This is a genomic window from Okeania sp. KiyG1, from assembly GCF_014132355.1.
In the GTDB taxonomy this organism is placed as follows: Bacteria; Cyanobacteriota; Cyanobacteriia; order Cyanobacteriales; family Microcoleaceae; genus Okeania.
In genome coordinates this window covers 30134-49956 of the sequence record NZ_BLZO01000024.1, presented here as the reverse complement: position 1 = coordinate 49956, position 19823 = coordinate 30134, and the positions used below count along the sequence as shown (strand labels likewise).

Below are 19823 nucleotides of genomic sequence, written 5' to 3'. Positions count from 1 at the left end.
TGCTTCACAAGCTTTCTGTAAATGTCAATTCCATGTAAGATTTTGATAGCATTGACTACTTCCTAGAACTAGGGAAAGTATATTTGATAAGTTAAAATAAATAGAAAAATAGGCATTACTTTATTTGCCTATTTTTTATGTTTCTTAACAAAGTGATAATTATCAAGTTTCCTGTCCTTTATTATATCATGTCCGGTAGCATCGGTATTATATAGTGAAGTAAGGAAGAAGGAAGACCGAAGTTGGAAGAAGGAAGAGGGAAGAGGGCTTAAAAGTGTGAAAAAACGTAAATTTCCTGTAGATATTCACCCTTGATTTTACACAAACGCGCCCCAGCGGACATGATATTACTTATTTGCAACATATATTTGTATCAAATCTTCACTGCTTCAAATTCAACATAAGTAATGTTATCGTAATAATAACACCACACTATTATCGTTAATAACTGTGAAAAAGGATGCTGATTTAGTATCCTTTTTTATAGTTCTGTATTTCCAATTTGATTATTTATGAGACGACAAATGTACTTTTTTTCCTCTGTCAGTTAGATATTGTTGAAGATGCTCCTCTGATGTTACCCAAGCCTTTAAGCTTGCATCCCAATAAAACTTAATCTTATTCCTAATTCTAAGAGTATGAACCCTCTGAAAAGATACTCCTAGAAGTCTCGCGACATTAGTTTGAGTGTATTGCTCTTTCATAGTTTATATTGCGATTTTTTTGAATAAATCTCACATTTACATCTATACATAATGACCTAGTTCAGGTATTGCAGATGTTCTAATACGATCATAAATAGTAAAAACTGATGCTTCAACAGCAGTCTTACTGAACTTTGATAAATTTTATTTGTATTCAAAATTGATATCTACCCTAGAGAATTTACTCAAATGCTACGCTAAAATGCTGATTTTAACTTTTTATTTAATATTTTTTGTCTGATTTCTTTGTTGTTCATGCTAGTATTGAAGTAATGTTCATTCCTATTTATAAAAAATGATAATTCTTGCCTGCTTTCTTGAAATAAAAAATAATAGGCGTTGCTGATTATGGGTATGATGCAAGCCCCCTAGCCCCCCAATTTTGGGGGAATAAAACTCTAAAAGTCCCCTTTTTTATCCCCCTCCCGTCCCCCTTGGAAAGGGAAGCCAGAGGATGCTACGCTTTTTGTTGAACGGGGATGCCAAATGTTGCTTCGCTTTTTTTGAACGGGGGATGCGCGGGGGCGAAGGCGAGAACCAAACAATCGCGCATTCATACTTCAATTCAGCAACGCCAAATAATATATATTGCTGCTTGATATCTTGAATATAAAGATAAAGATGTAGATATAGCAGAAGGAAGAAGGAAAAATCTTGCGTTGTCTGAGCTTTAAGCTTTTGATATGTCTGCATCCTTTCCTTCGACTGCTATATTTCTGGAAAATATCTGTATTAAGTCGCAAATTACTCTCAAGTACCTAATAGCCTAATAATATTTGCTACAAAAGTTTGAGTTGAAGATGAGAGCCAGGCGGTTTCAACCCCTCGATGAAACATGAGCCACGGGATTTATCCCGTAGTGCCCCACACAATTGTGTAGGGTTGTGTTATCATTAATCCTATGAGTAAATTAACTTTGACACTAAAACTACCTTTTTATCGCCTTAATGCTTGTAAAGCAGCAGAATTTGAGCGCCTGACTTTGCTCAATACTGAAGTAGCTAATACATTGCTAAGTGTTGATAAATCAGTTCGTCGCAAGTATACAAGCAAGGATTTTCATCATATTGAAATTGGTTCAATGTGGATTAATCAAACTATTAGGAATACTTGTGCTCAAACCAAGGTGAAAAAGTTTAAACGTTTGCCAATAGAAGTCAATAACCAAGGATATAGGGTTAGTCGTCAAGGCGATTTATTTACAGTTTCTCTGAGTCTATATCGAGGCCAGAAAAAACGAATACCTCGCTTCAGTTCATTCAGCTTCACACCAAGAAACTTTAGAAAAAATTATTCATGGAGATGGTTTCTTGGGCTCTCTCAAAATCTCCAAATCTAGAAAAGGTATTTGGTATGCTCTAATTTCGGTATCTATGGATGTTCCAGAGCCGGAATTAGTTAATGGTTGGATTGGAGTAGATAGAGGTCAAAATAATATTGCAGTTGCAGCATTGCCTCATAGCTTTGGTAAATTTTGGAGTGGAAAGCAAGTAAAAAGTTTAAGGCGTAAATTTCAATTATTACGGAGACAACTTCAGGAAGCTAAGAAACTGAAAAAAATCAAGGACATCGAAAGGCGTGAGCGCAGAATTATGACTCACATCAATCATGTAATTTCTAAACAGTTAGTACAATTTGCCCAAGACTACAACATGGGTTTACGGTTTGAGGATTTGTCGGGTATCAGACAAAGTTCAAAGCAACGGCAGAAAACCAAGTCAGATGCTAGTAAAAACCGAGACCATTGGGCTTTTTATCAGTTAGAGTTATTTACTAGGTATAAAGCGATTAAAGTAGGTGTACCAGTAGAGTCTGTACCAGCAGCATACACCAGTAAATCAGATCATCGTCATGGTGTAATAGGTAAAAGAGTTAAACATACTTTTACAGGTGTTGATGGTTACACTTGCAATGCTGATTGGAATGCTTCACACCCATATTGGTCAATGGCTTGGTTTTTCATGTCCTTTGAATCTATGCCTCCGGCAGGCTTCGCCAACAGAAAACTGTATCTGTAATGGATATGGATGATTTAAAGGTAGGGGTCAATGACAGTCCCTCAACTGATGAGAAGTAAAAACAGGTGGATTTATCCCCTGTTTTTACAACCGTCAGAATCCACGCGGATTTATCCCGTGGAGTGTCAAATATCTTTCTTTACTACTATCAATTAAGGTGTTCCTTTTATTCCCAGGACTTACGCAAATTAACCTTGACAACACCATGTGTAGGGGCGTTAACGTAGTTGTGCGTAGCAAATGGCATTTGCGCTCCGCAAAGCTCCGAATTGCCCCCTCACTGGATTTAGTGTCCGTGCGTAAGTCCTGATTCCAAAATAGATAAAGATGTAAGGTATAGACATAAGTAGGTAGGCACGAAGGCGTTGCTGGATACTGGGATGATTTCGGCGCTCCACGGGGACACGGAGACAGGTCAACACGGGGATTATGCTTTCTGCTCTGGTGACAAAATCATCCTGCAATTATGCAATGCCAAAAAACTAAGTATGTAACAAAAAGTAAAGTAGTTTTGAAACTTCTTCCCTTCTGCTCTCTGCCTTCATCTAAGAGGGCGAATGCCATTCGCCCCTACTATAAATTTTAACGCCTATCTATTTAGGGTTTGCTGAAAAAGTATGCGCAGTACCTTCTTTAGCATTTGACAATAAATTTGAGAGAAAAGGGAGTAGAGAATAAGAAATAGAGGAATGTCCGCACTCTATAGGATTGCGATTATAGTGTCAACTTTTGTGACAATTTTCTCTATCTTCACAAGTTCTTCATATTTATAGATTAACTTACTTGGTAAGGTTAACAACTTAACCTAAAAGCTGAGATCTAAATATCAAATTTGCATTTGGAGAACGGAGAAGTGCAATCAGTTTATATAATTCTATTAACTCTTTCTGTGAGTTCTGCATTAATTTATAAGCACACCTCTGAAGACATATCTTTTATTTTAGCTATATCAACGGGGTTAATCAGTTTATTCTGGGGTTTTGCTTGCTCTCCATTAATTCTTCAGTTTTTCATAGTGCTTAGTTTATTCTGTTTTCACAAAGTTTACTTACTAGATAGCGAAGATATCAATTAATTAAAATAAGCTTATTTCAACCTTTTTAAAATAAATTTTATGATTTTTGTAGCTAAATCTATCTATGTAGATACAAGGCTTCAATATTTAGTCTTATTTTAATTACCCTGATGAAATTATCAGTTATTTATTAGGTGTTTGTTTTTAAATCTTGTCATATTTTTAAAATAAATTTGAGGTATATTATGCACACTTGTCCTTGCTGCTCTACAACATTACTACGCCATGTACGCCATAATAGTATTTACTGGTATTGTCCTCGATGTCGGGAAGAAATGCCTGACCTAGAATCAATGCTATTAAGTCGTTCTCAAGTATTTCAGTCTCAAGTATTTCAGCCTGGTGGAAACTGGTTAAGTACTCGTAAACAAAATTCTAGGGAATTAATAGGCATTTCAGCATAAATTATTCCCATCTGCTGAAAAATATTTTTTATTTGTAGACAATGTTAAGGAGTCTTTTTGAGACTTCTTATTTTTTCAGTACGAAAATTGAAGATTATAATATCCATTTATCAAAATAATTGGGTTGCGCGACCAAATTATTTTGATCGAGACTTACGCAGAACGCCCCTATAGGTGGTGTATAATTTGAGATTTTGCGTAAGTCCTGTTGATAAAAGCCAACATTTAGATAAATTTTGCTATAAATGGCTAGGCTCTTTATTAGGACTATTAGAGATATCCTAAGTCTTTGTAACAAACATTTATCATATCCCGGCATAGCTTAAAATAACTATACTATTAATTTAAGAGTAAGGCATGGGAACTATTTGGGAACTAGACTTTTACAGTCGTCCAATACTTGATGAAAGACAAAAAAAACTCTGGGAACTCTTAATATGCGAAAGTCCCCTAGATATTAATCATCCTACAGACTCTTTGTATCGTTACTCTGAGTTTACAAGTAATCAACAGGTAAACTCTATTTGGCTAAAGAGCGCCATTGAAAAAGCGATCGCTGATGCTCCAGAAGCTCCTCAAAAAATTCGCTTTTTCCGTCGTCAAATGAACAACATGATTACCAAAGCTTGTACAGAAATGGCCATTCCGGCGGTTCTAAGTCGTCGCACCTACGCGCTTAACCAATGGCTACAACAACGAATGGAAGAAGTTTATCCCACTTATTCTAATTATCAAGCAGGAACAAATCCTTCGGTTCAATACATGAGTCCTGCACCACAACCTCTACCAGATGCCTTAATTGGAGAAAAATGGACATTTGTTAGTTTAGAAACAGAGGCTTTTGCAGAAATGTCAGAGTGGGACATTGACTTTGGAGAAGCTTTTCCCCTCAGCGCCATCGGTCTTGCACCCAATTTACAGATTCCTGGTTTAATTATTTATTCATCTAGAGCAAAACCTTTAGCTGCTTGGATGTCAGGATTAGAGCTAGCTTTTGTCAAATTTAATTCAGGTCCTCCAGCTAGACTACTGCTAGAAACTGGAGGTAATGATTGTTGGATTTTAGCTAATCTAGCTAATTCATCAACTATTGAGGAAGCTAAAAGATTTTCTGAAGCAAAGTCTAAGGTCAAACAAGTTCATTTTCTGGCTGTACAGTCAAATCCAGAATCTGAATCATTTGCTGGTTTTTGGTTGCTGCAAGAAATTAATATCTAGTTAATTTTTGGGTACTGGACGTTGTTGACATCCTCCCTGGCTTAAAGATACAGAGATCCCTGCCGAGCCTAAGGTCCTCGGTAGGTTGACGTTTCTTCGGGTGCTGTACCCACTCCTCTTGCTCCCCTCCCGGGAGGGGATGGGGGTGGGTTACGCTTCTCTCCGCGTCCGTTTAATGTCTCGAATTGCCCACCCGCTACAAGAATATTATTATAGCATAATTTCTTCCTACTTAATCAATCAAAAAGTCGCCTGCTTATAGACGAGGCTTTAGATCCAGTTTTTCGGTAAAATCCTACTAACAGTTCTATTGTCCAAAATCATAAATCCCAAACAGAATTTTATGACCCAATTAGCAGAAAAACTGCTAGAAGTAGCTGCCAAAGCGGGAGCTGAGGCAGCAGAGGTATTTCAAGCTCGATCGCACTCCCGGCCCGTATTTTTTGAAAGCAATCGACTCAAGCAACTAGAAAGCACTCAGTCAGAGGGTATAGCGCTCCGACTTTGGCGAAATGGATGTCCAGGAATAGCTGTAGCTCATGGGCCAGTGGAACCCAATGCTTTAGTAGAACTTGCCCTGTCTATCAGTAGTCTTAATGAACCAGAATATATTGAACTATCCTCGAAAGCGAAAAATCGATATTATCCCAACCAAGGAATATCTATATCAGTTGAACAACTGGTTACTTGGGGAAAAGAAGCGATCGCATTAATTCGAGAAATTTATCCAGATGTGATTTGTCATGGGGAATGGGACTGCGAAATTGAATCTACTCGTTTAGTTAATTCCCTAGGGCTAGATTGTCATCATATAGATACAACCCTTAGTGGCTATGTTGAAACTGATTGGGTCAGAGGTGACGACTTATTAAATATATCTGATGGCCAAATTCAGCGAAATACCCTTGACCCCAGGAAAGTTGCAAATCGAATTTTGCAGCGATTAGATTGGGCGAACAAAAATGTGATGTCCCCCAGGGGGAAAGTACCTATTTTGTTTACAGCTAAAGCAGCAGATTTACTATGGAGTACAATTTCCGCAGCTTTGAACGGTAAGCAGGTGCTGGAAGGTGCTTCTCCTTGGAGCGATCGCCTGGGGGAAGTTGTCACTAGCAAACAATTGACTATTTCTCAACAACCAGAGGAGGGACCTTTTAGTTGTCCTTTTGATGATGAGGGTATTCCTACTCGCTCGATAAAATTTATTGAAAATGGTATTTTACAATTGTTTTATACAGACCGGACGACTGGTAGATTATTGGGTAGTGGGACTACTGGTAATGGGTTTCGCCCTGATCTGGGAAGCTACCCTACACCAGAATTATTTAATTTTATAGTTGAGCCAGGAGAGCGATCGTTAAAAGAATCAATCGAGATGTTGGATGATGGAATTATAGTCGATCAAATTCTCGGTGGTGGTGCTGGTATTTCTGGTGATTTTTCTATTAATGTTGAACTTGGTTATCGTGTTAGAAGGGGTGAAATAGTTGGTAGAGTTAAGAATACGATGGTTGCTGGAAATGTTTATACAGCATTAAAGCAGTTAGCAGTATTGGGAAGTGATGGCGAGTGGAATGGCTCTTGTTACACTCCTCATGTAATTTTAGAAGGGTTATCTACTATTGGTAGAGAAGATTAAATTACTTGCCTAATATTAATTAGGATTAGCTATTAATTTGTTTGATTTATAATTGAATGGAAATTAGAATTTGCTTGATCGGAGACTCTTTTGTAAATGGTACGGGAGACCCTAGGTGCTTGGGTTGGACGGGTAGAATTTGCCAAACAGTTTGCGATCGCGGAAGAGGGAAGAGGGAAGAGGGAAGAGGGAAGAGGGAAGAAGGCTTAAAACCCACATTCCGCACCACAAAATGTAGTATAAAAAATAAGTCAAAAGTCAAAAGTCATGCATTAAGATGGAAATTAGAATTTACTTGATCGGAGACTCTTTTGTAAATTGTACGGGAGACCCTAGGTGCTTGGGTTGGACGGGTAGAATTTGCCAAACAGTTTGCGATCGCGGAAGAGGGAAGAGGGAAGAGGGAAGAGGGAAGAGGGAAGAAGGCTTAAAACCCACATTCCGCACCACAAAATGTAGTATAAAAAATAAGTCAAAAGTCAAAAGTCATGCATTAAGAAGGAAGTAAGAAGGAAGTAAGAAGGAAGGAAGTAAGAAAGAAGGAAGTAAGAAGTAAGAAGTAAATTATAGTGGTCAATAGGAGTCAAGGATTCAGTAAGTGTTTATGCTGGCATAAGTAATCTGAGAATTTGACTCTCGATTGAGGTAAATGAAGATAATTTATATAGTATAAAGACCTAAGCAAGCTACGGATTTTATACTAATTTTTATGTTACGCTCTTGAAGTGCGGAATGTGGGTTAAAAGCTTGAAAAAACGTAAATTTCCTGTAGATATTCACCCTTTATTTTACACAAACGCGTCCCAGCGGACATGATATGACTACTTATTTAAGCCCATTCTATTAATTTTTTCATCAGAACTTCTTGAATTTGTTCTTGAATTTTATCTGTGGTCAGATTAGCATCTATTCGTACTATTGAAGGATTATTTTTAGCTAATTCTTGATAGCCTTGTTGCACTCTTTGATGAAATTGAATATCTGCTTGTTCCATCCTATCAATTTTTCCCCTATTTTTAGCTCTAGTTAAACCAATTTTAACATCAATATCTAACCAAAAAGTTAAGTCGCTTTTTAAGCCACCTGTAGCAATATGATTGAGTTTTTGAATTAAATCTAAATCTAAACCACGACCATATCCTTGATAAGCAATAGTCGAGTCAGTAAAGCGATCGCACAATACTATAGCCCCCTTTTCTAAATAGGGTTTAACCAATTTTTCAATATGTTGAGACCTATCTGCTGCGTATAGTAACAATTCTGCTTTTTCTTGAATTTGTTCTCCAGATATATCTGTATTTAATAGTAATTCTCGTAAAGCTTGACCTAATTTTGTTCCTCCTGGTTCTCGTGTGACAATTACTTCTAAATCTATATCTATAAACTTTGAGAAAAGTTTGCTTGATTGTTTTTTTTCTAATAGCCAATTTCGTAAAAGTTGAATTTGAGTGGTTTTTCCCCCTCCTTCTACACCTTCAAAGACAATTAATTTACCTATCATTTTGCATTTATTTGTCTATCTTTAACTGATTTTTCAGAATTTGCTAATGACCGCTAATTTCTTGATACCAACAATTTGATTTTAGTTGTTTTCCTAGACTTTTAGGAAATAAGGAATGGTAGACATAGAAGTAATCAAATTCTTACCGAAGAATTAATAATTCAATAATTCAATAATTCAATAATTCAGATTTAAAGCCTCCCTTTCAAGGGGAAAAAATAAATTTTTTCCTTTTATTCAATCCTCTTCCTTTTAGGGAGAGGTAATTATCAATTATCCATTATCAATTATCAATTATTGAATAACGAGCTATAATTCCTATCAACTAAATTATTCTATCATGTCTAGTTAAGTACTTATAAATAAATGAACACTGGAACAGGAAAAATAGAAATATTTGTTATTGCAGCGAGAAGATATGTTTTTTTACTGACATAATATCGTATTATTGCCTATAGGGAGTATATAGAATATTAATTTATCTTTTTCTTTTGACTTTATAGCAACGCAAATAAGGCGCGGACATTGATAAATCTTCAAACAAGCGTCAGGAATTACTTCTGACTTCTGACTTTTGACTTGCGCGTAGCGCTATAATACCCCGCCGTCATCCGCAGCGTTTACAACCTTGTTGGGGTTTGTAGACACTAAGTGGCAGGTCGTTGACCGTCCCCATCCATTTCTTCCTTCTTTCTTTTTCCTTCTTTCTTCTTCCTTCTTCCTTCTTCCTTCTTCCTTCTTCAATTAAATTATTGGAGTTTTTTATGGCTCGCTATACTGGTATATTTACTGTCGCTGTCGATGTAGAAAATCTACTGTTAATTTTGACAGATATTCTTAGTTATTGTGGTTTTGAAGTTGCCTATATTCAAGGCAACTATTTAATGGCTAGTGAAGTTCATGGTCAAGTTATTTTCTCTCAACTTGTTACTTTAGATATAAATGTTGGCATAGTAACTAATACTGAAAAAATCAAAATAAATCTAGTAGCTAGAAATGAAGAAATTCCTTTAAAATCAGATAATCATTGTCATCAAAAATTTGATTTGTTAAGTAAGTCGATAATAGAAAATTCTAATTGGGAATTTATCGACAGTATTATTTAATATTAAGCATTCAGCTCTCAGCAGTTAGCCATCATGTAATTACCAAAAAACTCTAAATTAGTATCAGATAGACTGAGCAATAAGGAAAAGATTAATTGGTAGGTAGTGACAAGTCAATATAAGTGATTAGTTCTTGAAATTAATATTGAAAATATTATGTTTTTCCTGCTTAAAAAGTTAAAATTTATTGTCTAGCCGATTGCTGAGACAGAGCTGACGCTACATATAATTAGCTATCAAATTATGAGAAATTAACCCCTAGTATTCTGGTCTAAAAAGATGCTATTATCTAATGATAGTAATTCCCCAAAAAATCTCTATAATTAAGATGTCGAATTATCAATTAATCTGCCCTAGTTGTAGTAGTAATTATATAGAGATAAAAGCTATGAAATATGAATTTTGGGATGACTATATCATTGAAGGAACAGAAGACTATGTAGGTTTATGGCAAATCATAGGTCGGTTTAAGGAAAAGTCCCCACAAGCAAATCCACAAGAAATAAAGTTGATGACTCTTGAAGCAACCCGAGAGATACTTGAAACTGGTTTTATGGAAATTGGAATGTTTGAGTATATTGATAAAAATAATTTGGAATATCAAATATGGAATCTAGATATTGAAGGTATAATTAACCGCATTGAAAGAGAATGGGATGAGCTAGGTCGAATACCTAGACTTGGTGAGATAGCTTGGCTAATTACAACAAAAAAAGGAGAAAAGGAAGCTGAAAGAATTTTAAAACAGAGAAAAAAAATTGAGTTAGCTCTTTTTAAGCTTCTTGAAGAGATTTTAAATAGACCTCAAAAACAGTTGGAATTAAAAGATAGGTTAATTGATGATTTGAAAATAGACCCAGATGTACTTAGCTCTAAGTTTGCTTTGCGAATTGAAGAAGAATTAGGAATAAAATTACCAGTGGAAGAATGGGCTAAAGTTTATATGATTGAAGACCTTCTGTTTTTATTGTATGAATACCATCACGATCTGAAATAAACTTTAGAAAAAACTTCATTAATTGATAATTGATCATGGATAATTGATAATTACCTCTTCCTTTTACGGAGAGGATTGAATAAAAGGAAAATTTTTTCTCTATTGGTCGATGGTCGGCAAGCTCCGAGACCTTGCCATCTCACTCTTCGGGAAGCTGCGCTTTTTCCTAGGTCATGCTGCGCAAACATTCGGCGACAGCCGTTAACGTAGTTATGCGAAGCAAAACGACCGCTTGTTTCTCCTTTAAAGGAGAGGCTTTAAACCTTAATTATTCGGTAAAATATTAATAAATTTAGATGAGATTTTTTGATTTAGTTAATCTCAATCTAATTTAATCTCCCAGAATAACTACGTTATTACTAAATACATACAACTTCTGATTGAAAATTTTCGGAAATGTATATTTAACTTAATATAGAACGATAAAGAGGCTGATTTTTGACTCTTTCTATCCAATTTTGGATTGCTGGAAATTGGTTTAAATTAAATCCTCCTTCATGAGCAACATGGGTATAAGCAAATAAACAAATATCAGCAATAGTATAAGTATTACCTACAAAAAATTGATTATTTTCTAAATGTTTTTCCATGACATTTAAAGCCGCATAACCTTCTGGTTGTTTATGCTTAATTTCTGCTTGATATTCTTCTGCTTTTCCTAAAATGCTTATCCAATAACGAGATGTGGCAATATAAGGTTCATGGCTATATTGTTCAAAGAATAACCATTGCATAACTTGAGCTTTTTCCCATTTATCACTAGGCAAAAATTTTGTTCCTTCACTGAGATAAAAAAGAATTGCATTAGACTCAGATAAATATTTTCCTGGTTCTATTTCTAAAGTAGGTATTTTGCCATTAGGATTTTTTTGTAAAAATTCTGGGGTACGACTTTCTCCTTTTGTAATATCAATTTCAATTCTTTCAAAAGGGATTTCTAACTGAGTTAACAGTAGACGGATTTTATAGCAGTTACCAGAAGTAGAAAATTCGTATAGTTTTAACATATAGCAATTATATTTCAGTTATAAGATTTTAGTAATAATTAGGAGTCATATCATGTCCGGTAGCATCGGTATTGTATGGCAAAGGTAAGGAAGAAGGAAGAAGGAAGAAGGAAGAAGGAAGAAGGAAGAAGGAAGAGAGAAGAGGAAAGAGGGAGGAAAGCTACCCTCGCAAGAAAAAAACCATTATTTCCTGTAGATATTCACCCTTGGGTTTACACAAACGATTTAAACGGACATGATATCAGGAGTCATAATATAAAAGGATTTTGATTGATATTAATTGTTCTTAAATATCTCATAAATCATTCCTAATTTCTATATTAGTAAAGTTAATATCATAAAATTTATCTACAAATACTTAAGAAATTTATCAAAATAATTAGGTCTAAAATCCCACCTTTTAAGGCGAATGTTTTTGTAGGCTTGCTCAAATCCCCTTTACAAAAACAACTTCTGACTTCTGACTTCGTTAAGCCAATTCTATTAATTTTTTCTCAGAACTTTTTGAATTTGTTCTTGAATTTTATCTATAGTCAAATTAGCATCTATTCGTACTATTGAAGGATTACTTTTAGCTAATTCTTGATAGCCTTGTTGCACTCTTTGATGAAATTGAATATCTGCTTGTTCCATTCTATCAATTTTTCCCCTATTTTTAGCTCTAGTTAAACCAATTTTAACATCAATATCTAACCAAAAAGTTAATTCGTTTTTTAAGCCACCTGTAGCAATATGATTGAGTTTTTGAATTAAATCTAAATCTAAACCACGACCATATCCTTGATAAGCAATAGTCGAGTCAATAAAGCGATCGCACAATACTATAGCCCTTTTTTCTAAGTAGGGTTTAATCAAGTTTTCAATATGTTGAGACCTATCTGCTGCGTATAGTAACAATTCTGCTTTTTCTTGAATTTGTTCTCCAGATATATCTGTATTTAATAGTAATTCTCGTAAAGCTTGACCTAATTTTGTTCCTCCTGGTTCTCGTGTGACAATTACTTCTAAATCTATAAACTTTGAGAAAAGTTTGCTTGATTGTTTTTTTTCTAATAGCCAATTTCGTAAAAGTTGAATTTGAGTGGTTTTCCCCCCTCCTTCTACACCTTCAAAGACAATTAATTTACCTATCATTTTGCATTTATTTGTCTATTTTTAACTGCTTTTTTATAATTTGCTAAGAGAGTGTTTGTCAAATAAATATTAGATAGTAGGGTTGGGTTCCGCCCTATTCTTAATTGTTGAACATTAAATTTAGATGAATCCGCCCCACTTCTTTTTAGGAAATCAGGAATGGCAGACATAGTAGGGTCGGGTTCCGCGCTATTCTTAATTGTTGAACATTAAATTTAGATGAACCCGCCCCACCCCTTCTTTTTAGGAAATCAGGAATGGCAGACATCGAAGTAATAAAATTCTTACTAATTATCTAGAATTCCTATCAATCAAATTATTCTATCATGGCTGGTTAAATACTTATAAATAAATGAAAACTGGAACAGGAAAAATGGATATATTTGCAGTTTAAACGAGAATATCTGTTTTTTTGTTCGCCAAGAAAACGGAAATAATATAATATTATTACCTATAGAGAGTATATAGAATATTAGTTTATATTTTATCTTTTTATTTTGGGTTTAATACCCCGCCGTCATCCGCAGTTTTTACAAGCTTGTTGGGGTTTGTAGACAGGAAGTGGTAGGTCGTTGGCTGTCCCAATCCACTTTTTCTTTCTTCCTTCTTCAATTCAAATAATTTTTCTATTATTGGAGTTTTTTATGGCTCGCTATACTGGTGTATTTACTGTAGCTGTCGATGTAGAAAATCTAAAGTTAATTTTGACAGATATTCTCAGTTATTGTGGTTTTGAAGTTGTGTATATTCGAGGCAACTATTTAATGGCTAGTGAAGTTCATGGTCAAGTTGTTTTCTCTAAACTTGTTACTATAGATATCAATATTAACATCGCAAGTAATACTGAAAAAATAGGCATAAATATAGTTTTTAGAAATGAAGAAATTCCTTTAAAATTAGATAATCATTGCCGTCAAAAATTTGATTTGTTAAGTAAGTCGATAATAGAAAACCCTAATTGGGAATATATAGACAGCATTATTTAAGATTAAGCATTCCGGTCTAAAAGTATGCTATGTTCTAATGATAGTAATCATAAAAAATCTCTATAACTCAGATGTCGAATTATCAATTAATCTGCCCTAGTTGTAGTAGTAATTATATAGAGATAAAAGCTATGAAATATGAATTTTGGGATGACTATATCATTGAAGGAACAGAAGACTATGTAGGTTTATGGCAAATCATAGGTCGGTTTAGGGAAAAGTTCCCACAAGCAAATTCACAAGAAATAAAGTTGATGACTCTTGAAGCAACCCGAGAGATACTGGAGACTGGTTTCATGGAAATTGGAATGTTTGAGTATGTTGATAAAAATAATTTGGAATATCAAATATGGAATCTAGATATTGAAGGTATAATTAACCGCATTGAAAGAGAATGGGATGAGCTAGGTCGAATACCTAGTCTTGGTGAGATAGCTTGGCTAATTACAACAAAAAAAGGAGAAAAGGAAGCTGAAAGAATTTTAAAAAAGAGAAAAGAAATTGATTTAGCTCTTTTTAAGCTTCTTGAAGAGATTTTAAATAGACCTCAAAAACAGTTGGAATTAGATGATAGGTTAGTTGATGATTTGAAAATAGATCCAGATGTACTTAGCTCTAAGTTGGCTTTGCGAATTGAAGAAGAATTAGGGATAAAATTACCAGTGGAAGAATGGGCTGAAGTTTATATGATTGAAGACCTTTTGTTTTTATTGTATGAATACCATCACTATCGGACATAAACTGTAGAAAAAACCTAATCTTTTCAAGATTAATGTCAAGAACTAATCGCTGATATTGACTTATCATATCATGCCCAGTTGAATACTTATAAATAAACGATGGAGGAGTCAGGAGGGAAGAAAGAAGAAGAAAATAATAATAAAAAGGAGGAAAAGGAGGAAATTTTTTGACCGCTAATTATTCGGATATAATATCATTACATATACAGGACTACCGATTAATTTATAGTACGGGAAAGGGAAAAGTTTTTCCCACTGTTTCCTCACGGAGTCGCACCACTTTTCCCTGCTATAAAATAAATTAGACATCTCCAGATGATAAAAAATAAAGTCAATTATCGCACAGAAATTATCAATTATTTACCAAAAAGTGAGGTCTAAAGCCTCCCCTTTTAACCAGATGATAAAAAATAAAGTCAATTATCGCACAGAAATTATCAATTATTTACCAAAAAGTGAGGTCTAAAGCCTCCCCTTTTAAGGGGATGAAAAAATATTCAGTTCAGTATTTTCAAGCTTCCGGTTTTAGTCGGAGGTACTGATAACTGATAACTGATAACTGAAATGACCCCTACTTCCTACTCCCTATGGGTGGAGGAGATGTCTATTGTTAATTCCTCTTTCAACGAAATGTTCTACGCAGTAATAAAGAGTTTGTCACAACACTCACGGAACTAAATGCCATAAAAGCACCCGCTGCAGCAGGGTTGAGAATAATACCAAAACTCGGTAACAACACTCCCGCAGCTACAGGAATGCCCACAATATTATAGGCAAAAGCCCAAAATAAATTTTGACGAATTTTGTTGAAAGTAGTACGACTGAGCTTAATAGACTGCACCACATCCATCAATTTATCCTGCATCAACACAATATCAGCAGCTTCCACTGCCACATCTGTACCAGCTTGCATCCCAATACCCACATTTGCTTGAGCTAGAGCAGGAGCATCATTAATACCATCTCCCACCATTGCCACTTTCCCCGCATTTGACTGCAAAGAAGCGATCGCCTCTGCTTTTCCAGATGGTGCCACCTCTGCCAAAATATCTTTTGAATTTATATTTAACTGTTGTCCAATAGTTTCGGCAACAGAAGAGCGATCGCCTGTTAATAACATCACTCTTAAACCCATACTTTGTAAACGCTGCACTGTTGCTTTAGCGTCATCCCGAAGCACATCGCTAACTCCGATAACTCCAGCTAATATTCCATCCACAGCAATATAAACTGTTGTTTTGCCGTTTAAAGTGGGGATATTTTCAGCATTGATAACAATTTCATGGCTTTTCAACCATTCCAAATTTCCCACTAAAGCAGATTTACCATCTATAACAGCAGATATTCCTAAACCAGCTTCGGTGTGAAAGTCTGTTGCTGTGAGTAATGAGATATTCTCTTGTTGAGCTTTTTGTAAAATTGCTTTTGCCAAGGGATGACTCGCGCCACTTTCCACCGTCGCTGCAACTTGTAATAACCATTGCGGGTTATCGCCGACAATATCTGTAACAGTGGGATGACCTGTGGTTAATGTTCCAGTTTTGTCAAAGACAATAGTATCTAATTCATGTACTTTTTCCAGCACATCCCCACCTTTAATTAATAAACCTCTTTCTGCACCGACACCAGAACCTACTAATATTGCTGTGGGTGTGGCTAAACCTAATGCACAAGGACAAGCAATAACTAAAACGGCGATAGTTAATTTCAAACTTAATAATAGTGGGGAAGTGGAAGTGGAATGTGCCATCATCATCCCTTCATGGTCGGTCATCTGCAACACATTCGGCCAGATATTAGTACCTGCTAAATACCAAAAGAGGAAGGTTACGGAAGCGATGGTCATTACGCCGTAGGTAAAATAACCTGCCACGGTATCTGCCAAATTTTGAATGGGTGCTTTGCGGGTTTGAGCGGTTTCTACTAATTTAACTATTTGAGCTAATGTAGTTTCTGAACCTATGTGAGTTGCCTGGATAACTATAGCGCCTGAGTTATTGATAGTTCCGGCAGTAACTTTAGCGCCACATTCTTTTGTTACAGGTATAGACTCCCCTGTCAGCATCGACTCATCTATTGTTGTTCTGCCATTACATATTTCTCCATCCACAGGAATTTTTTCTCCAGGCAATACTTGGAGATATTCTCCGACTTTGACTCGTGAAGCTGGAATTTCTACAGACTCAGAATTATTCTCCCCGTTTGGTGGGGGGACTAAACGTGCGGTGGCAGGTTGCAGTGCTATTAATGACTGGAGGGTAGATGCTGCTCGATATCTTGCTTGTTGTTCGAGGGTTTTGCCAAGAAGAATAAAACCAAGGATCATTACGGGTTCGTCAAAAAAGCATTCCCAACCTAATTCGGGAAATAGTAGAGCAACAATACTGGCAATGTAAGCGGTCATGGCGCCGAGACCAACTAAGGTGTTCATGTTGGGAGCGTTTCGCCAAAGACTTTGAACACCATCGATGATAATTTCGCGTCCTGGTAATAATAAAGCTAAGGTTGCTAATGCTGCATGAAACCAAATATTGCTCACAATGGGAATTTCTAGACCAATCAAGTGACCCAAATGTCCCATACCTGAGAGAATAATGAGGAAGGCAGCGATCGCTATCCGTCTAATTTGTTGTTTAATTTCTTGGTTATGGCGTTCGGTTTGTTTTTTGGTTGCGTCTATTTCGGAGGTATCGAGACGTGGTTGAGTGGGGAAACCGTTATTTGTGAGTTTTTCGGCGAGGGTGTTTGGATCGATCGCCCCTGTTTGGCATTGGACGGTTGCTACTTCGGTTGCGAGGTTGACTAGAGCGGAGATAACGCCTGTTTGTTGGGTGAGTTGGCGTTCGACTGCTTTGACACATCCGGCGCATTTCATCCCACTGACATCTAGGGTGATGGTTTCTGCTGGGGAGCGATCGATATTTGCTGTTTCTGGTTTGGGGGCAAGTTGCATAAAATTTTCTCTACTAATTAAACTATTGAAGAAGGAGTTATTTCAGTTATCAGTTATCAGTTATCAGTTATCAGTACCTCCTACTGAATAGGAGGCTTGAAATACTGAGTCAGGAGAATGGAGTTAGGGGAATTATAGAGGAGATAGTAGGAAGAATCGTCCCTTGATTTTTCTCCCCAACTCTTGAGCAAAATCCTAAATTTTTGAACCATTAGCACCTAAAACCTCGCACTTTTTGATACTTAAAAAGGCTCTTACCTTTATCTATAAAGACTTTTAGATTTAATCGGTAAGCCCTAATTTAAGATAGAATAAATAACATAAAATGGATTTACACTTGAGTAACCGAGTATTCAAACTTTTAATGTTAAATAACTTCCGTAAATTACTGTAACATCAAAGTTTTGAACTGATAAAATCTTACTTTTTACTTTTGCATTTTTAATTTTAATTAAGGATGAGATTTACCTGTTCAAAAAAGATTTCTCCCTTGATTCAGCAACGCCCAAACTTTAAAGTTTTGAACTGATAAAATCTTACTTTTGCATTTTGAATTTTAATTAAGGATGAGATTTATACCAATTTTTAAAAAGAATGTTACGAATAGTAAGCACCATAAAAAGACTTTCATATAAAGTCTATTTCACGAAAAAGGTAATTTGCAACATCAAAAATTGTATTAAATATATCCATTCTGCATTCTAAATTCTAAATTCGCGCATTAGAATAAATACCCTAACTATTTGTAGCAAACATTTATCAATTTGGTATTACCTGTTCAAAAAAGATTCATCTCTTGATTCAGCAACGCCCAAACTTTAAAGTTTTGAGCGGATAAAATCTTACTTTTGACTTTTGATTTTTGCATTTTGATTTGATAACTTTTGACTTTTGAATTTTGACTTTTAATTAAGGATAAGATTTACCTGTTCAAAAAAGATTCATCCCTTGATTCAGCAACGCCCAAACTTTAAAGTTTTGAGCGGATAAAATCTGACTTTTGACTTTTGATTTTTGCATTTTGATTTGATAACTTTTGACTTTTGAATTTTGACTTTTAATTAAGGATAAGATTTACCTGTTCAAAAAGATTCATCCCTTGATTCAGCAACGCCCAAACTTTCAAGTTTTGAGCGGATAAAATCTGACTTTTGACTTTTGATTTTTGCATTTTGATTTGATAACTTTTGACTTTTGAATTTTGACTTTTAATTAAGGATAAGATTTACCTGTTCAAAAAATATTCATCTCTTGATTCAGCAACGCCCAAACTTTCAAGTTTTGAGCGGATAAAATCTGACTTTTGACTTTTGATTTTTGCATTTTGATTTGATAACTTTTGACTTTTGAATTTTGACTTTTAATTAAGGATAAGATTTACCTGTTCAAAAAATATTCATCTCTTGATTCAGCAACGCCCAAACTTTCAAGTTTTGAGCGGATAAAATCTGACTTTTGACTTTTGATTTTTGCATTTTGATTTGATAACTTTTGACTTTTGAATTTTGACTTTTAATTAAGGATAAGATTTACCTGTTCAAAAAATATTCATCTCTTGATTCAGCAACGCCCAAACTTTCAAGTTTTGAGCGGATAAAATCTGACTTTTGACTTTTGATTTTTGCATTTTGATTTGATAACTTTTGACTTTTGAATTTTGACTTTTAATTAAGGATAAGATTTACCTGTTCAAAAAATATTCATCTCTTGATTCAGCAACGCCCAAACTTTCAAGTTTTGAGCGGATAAAATCTGACTTTTGACTTTTGATTTTTGCATTTTGATTTGATAACTTTTGACTTTTGAATTTTGACTTTTAATTAAGGATAAGATTTACCTGTTCAAAAAATATTCATCTCTTGATTCAGCAACGCCCAAACTTTCAAGTTTTGAGCGGATAAAATCTGACTTTTGACTTTTGATTTTTGCATTTTGATTTGATAACTTTTGACTTTTGAATTTTGACTTTTAATTAAGGATAAGATTTACCTGTTCAAAAAATATTCATCCTTTGATTCAGCAACGCCCAAACTTTCAAGTTTTGAGCGGATAAAATCTGACTTTTGACTTTTGATTTTTGCATTTTGATTTGATAACTTTTGACTTTTGAATTTTGACTTTTAATTAAGGATAAGATTTACCTGTTCAAAAAATATTCATCTCTTGATTCAGCAACGCCCAAACTTTCAAGTTTTGAGCGGATAAAATCTGACTTTTGACTTTTGATTTTTGCATTTTGATTTGATAACTTTTGACTTTTGAATTTTGACTTTTAATTAAGGATAAGATTTACCTGTTCAAAAATATTCATCTCTTGATTCAGCAACGCCCAAACTTTCAA

16 protein-coding genes are annotated in these 19823 nt (G+C 35.0%); 11 read left to right on the top strand and 5 right to left on the bottom strand.

What is annotated here, in order from left to right; genetic code table 11:
• Window positions 1-1605: 1605 nt before the first annotated feature.
• The 6 genes from SAGCYANO_RS02590 (at window position 1606) to SAGCYANO_RS02560 (ending at window position 7566) form a co-directional block, all read left to right on the top strand.
• Window positions 1606-2043 carry a hypothetical protein gene (locus SAGCYANO_RS02590; RefSeq protein ID WP_202218654.1) on the top strand — a complete coding sequence of 146 codons (438 nt, stop codon included), beginning with the start codon at window positions 1606-1608 and terminating at the stop codon, window positions 2041-2043.
• Window positions 2015-2722, top strand: a complete 708-nt coding sequence (locus SAGCYANO_RS02585; protein ID WP_202218653.1) for an RNA-guided endonuclease TnpB family protein — start codon at window positions 2015-2017, stop codon at window positions 2720-2722. The genes SAGCYANO_RS02590 and SAGCYANO_RS02585 overlap by 29 nt, the downstream gene beginning before the upstream one ends.
• A gap of 1260 nt (window positions 2723-3982) precedes the next feature.
• The gene (locus SAGCYANO_RS02580; protein WP_202218652.1) at window positions 3983-4201 is read left to right on the top strand and encodes a hypothetical protein; all 219 of its coding nucleotides are present in this window, start codon (window positions 3983-3985) and stop codon (window positions 4199-4201) included.
• A 357-nt stretch (window positions 4202-4558) separates the two neighbouring features.
• Entirely contained in the window at window positions 4559-5419 is an 861-nt protein-coding gene (locus SAGCYANO_RS02575) for a Tab2/Atab2 family RNA-binding protein (protein ID WP_202218651.1), read from the top strand.
• A 343-nt stretch (window positions 5420-5762) separates the two neighbouring features.
• Window positions 5763-7058: a TldD/PmbA family protein gene (locus SAGCYANO_RS02570; RefSeq protein WP_202218650.1), complete on the top strand. Its 1296-nt coding sequence runs from the start codon at window positions 5763-5765 to the stop codon at window positions 7056-7058.
• Window positions 7059-7398: 340 nt separating this feature from the next.
• Window positions 7399-7566: a hypothetical protein gene (locus SAGCYANO_RS02560; protein ID WP_202218684.1), complete on the top strand. Its 168-nt coding sequence runs from the start codon at window positions 7399-7401 to the stop codon at window positions 7564-7566.
• A 321-nt stretch (window positions 7567-7887) separates the two neighbouring features.
• On the opposite strand, the gene tmk (SAGCYANO_RS02555) is transcribed toward SAGCYANO_RS02560, so the two are convergent.
• Together tmk (SAGCYANO_RS02555) and SAGCYANO_RS02550 are read right to left on the bottom strand one after the other, a co-directional pair.
• Window positions 7888-8559: a dTMP kinase gene (tmk, locus tag SAGCYANO_RS02555; protein WP_202218649.1), complete on the bottom strand. Its 672-nt coding sequence runs from the start codon at window positions 8557-8559 to the stop codon at window positions 7888-7890.
• 591 nt (window positions 8560-9150) lie between these two features.
• Window positions 9151-9303: a hypothetical protein gene (locus SAGCYANO_RS02550; protein ID WP_202218648.1), complete on the bottom strand. Its 153-nt coding sequence runs from the start codon at window positions 9301-9303 to the stop codon at window positions 9151-9153.
• 20 nt (window positions 9304-9323) lie between these two features.
• On the opposite strand from SAGCYANO_RS02550, the gene SAGCYANO_RS02545 reads away from it, so the two are divergent.
• A complete protein-coding gene (locus SAGCYANO_RS02545) occupies window positions 9324-9665 on the top strand; it encodes a hypothetical protein (protein WP_202218647.1) in 342 nt (113 codons plus the stop codon).
• A 388-nt stretch (window positions 9666-10053) separates the two neighbouring features.
• Window positions 10054-10662: an acyl carrier protein gene (locus SAGCYANO_RS02540; RefSeq protein ID WP_202218646.1), complete on the top strand. Its 609-nt coding sequence runs from the start codon at window positions 10054-10056 to the stop codon at window positions 10660-10662.
• A gap of 404 nt (window positions 10663-11066) precedes the next feature.
• On the opposite strand, the gene SAGCYANO_RS02535 is transcribed toward SAGCYANO_RS02540, so the two are convergent.
• The gene (locus SAGCYANO_RS02535) at window positions 11067-11669 is read right to left on the bottom strand and encodes a glutathione S-transferase family protein (RefSeq protein WP_202218645.1); all 603 of its coding nucleotides are present in this window, start codon (window positions 11667-11669) and stop codon (window positions 11067-11069) included.
• 75 nt (window positions 11670-11744) lie between these two features.
• Here SAGCYANO_RS02535 and SAGCYANO_RS02530 point away from each other — a divergent pair, with 75 nt between their 5' ends.
• On the top strand, window positions 11745-11939 hold the full coding sequence (locus SAGCYANO_RS02530) for a hypothetical protein (protein ID WP_202218644.1): 195 nt from the start codon (window positions 11745-11747) through the stop codon (window positions 11937-11939).
• A gap of 213 nt (window positions 11940-12152) precedes the next feature.
• Here the strand turns inward: SAGCYANO_RS02530 and tmk (SAGCYANO_RS02525) are convergent, their stop codons facing one another.
• Window positions 12153-12803: a dTMP kinase gene (tmk, locus tag SAGCYANO_RS02525; RefSeq protein WP_202218643.1), complete on the bottom strand. Its 651-nt coding sequence runs from the start codon at window positions 12801-12803 to the stop codon at window positions 12153-12155.
• 644 nt (window positions 12804-13447) lie between these two features.
• Between tmk (SAGCYANO_RS02525) and SAGCYANO_RS02520 the strand changes: the two genes are divergently transcribed.
• Window positions 13448-13789 carry a hypothetical protein gene (locus tag SAGCYANO_RS02520; protein ID WP_202218642.1) on the top strand — a complete coding sequence of 114 codons (342 nt, stop codon included), beginning with the start codon at window positions 13448-13450 and terminating at the stop codon, window positions 13787-13789.
• A 131-nt stretch (window positions 13790-13920) separates the two neighbouring features.
• Entirely contained in the window at window positions 13921-14529 is a 609-nt protein-coding gene (locus tag SAGCYANO_RS02515) for an acyl carrier protein (protein WP_202218641.1), read from the top strand.
• Window positions 14530-15151: 622 nt separating this feature from the next.
• On the opposite strand, the gene SAGCYANO_RS02510 is transcribed toward SAGCYANO_RS02515, so the two are convergent.
• Window positions 15152-17482 carry a cation-translocating P-type ATPase gene (locus SAGCYANO_RS02510; RefSeq protein WP_202218640.1) on the bottom strand — a complete coding sequence of 777 codons (2331 nt, stop codon included), beginning with the start codon at window positions 17480-17482 and terminating at the stop codon, window positions 15152-15154.
• Window positions 17483-19823: the final 2341 nt, after the last annotated feature.